Source organism: Streptomyces sp. NPDC088733, from assembly GCF_044751185.1.
GTDB lineage: Bacteria > Actinomycetota > Actinomycetes > Streptomycetales > Streptomycetaceae > Actinacidiphila.
The window spans coordinates 1-1,225 of the sequence record NZ_JBIVLH010000069.1; the positions used below are offsets into that span (position 1 = coordinate 1).

1 protein-coding gene is annotated in these 1,225 nt (G+C 66.9%); it reads right to left on the minus strand.

Annotated elements, in window-relative coordinates:
- Positions 1-167 precede the first annotated feature (167 nt).
- Positions 168-1,225: IS701 family transposase (locus ACIP64_RS41480; RefSeq protein WP_401598067.1), on the minus strand; the 1,058-nt coding region annotated here is incomplete at its 5' end.

The following is a 1,225-nucleotide window of genomic DNA, read 5'->3' on the forward strand; positions in this document are numbered from 1 at the left end:
CTAGTACTGCAACGGTCTTTGTCGTGACGGGTGGGCAGCTTCGGGTGGTGTGTGACCGCGTCGTTTGTAGTGGCTGATTCGGGCTTGGTGTTGTCGTCGGCGTCGCCAATGTGACCAGTGCAGGATGTGCTCGATGGGGGCCGGTCGGCGTTCGGTGAGACGGGCGATCAGGCGTCTGAGCTCGGGGAGGCTGAGGGGGACGAGGCCGGAGGATCCGTTTCTGCTTTCCCGGTATCCAGCTCTCGGGCCCGCAGGACGGTCAGGCAGGCATGGGTGGCCATGGCCAACGTCATGTGGCGGTGCCAACCGTCGTAACGGCGCACCTGGTACTCGTCCAGGCCGCACTCGCCCTTCGCGGTCTGGAAGCACTCCTCCACGGCCCACCGGGACCCGGCGATGCGAATCAACTCGTCCAGTGTGGTGCGCGCCGGGCAATAGGCGATGTAGTAGGAGATCTCTTGCGGCCGGCTCACGCTGCGACGAGCGATGACCCAATGCCGGCGGTCTTCGCGATGCCAGGGACGGACTTCAACGCGGGCCCAGTCGAAGACACGTGGCCCGTGGGCGCCCTCGCCGCACGAGCGGCGTTTCCACTTCTGCCGCGGCAGGCCGTTGAACAGGTCATGGACGGGGTGGTCCATGGCCCAGCGGGTGACGACGGTGTCGTGCCGGGTGGTGGCCATGACGTGGAAGATGTCCGCTTGCTCCAGTTCCGTGCGCCAGCTCTTGCTGAAGCCGTAGGCGGCATCCGCGGTCACCCACCGGAACGGAATCCTGTCGGCGATTGCCCGTCGGACCATGGCCCTGGCCGTCGCCACCTTGGTCTCGAAACCTACGGTGTCGTCGACGCCGGCCCGGCGGCACCGGTCACGGTCATCGGTCCACGACGTCGGCAGATACAGCCTGCGGTCGATCAAGGTCCGGCCCCGGTCGGTGGCATAGGCGAGGAAGACCCCCACCTGGCAGTTCTCGGTGCGGCCGGCAGTCCCGGAGTACTGCCGCTGTACTCCGGCCGACCGGACCCCCTTCTTCAGGAAGCCCGTGTCGTCCACGATCAGCACCGCCTCCGGATCGCCGAGGTGCTCGACCACGTAGTCCCGGACGTCATCAAGGACCTCGTCGGCGTCCCAGTCGATGCGGTTCAAGAGCCGGTGGATCCGGTCCGGGCCTGTGTGACCTGCCTGTTCGGCCAGCGTCCAGCCGTTCTTCCGTTCCAGCGGGGCTA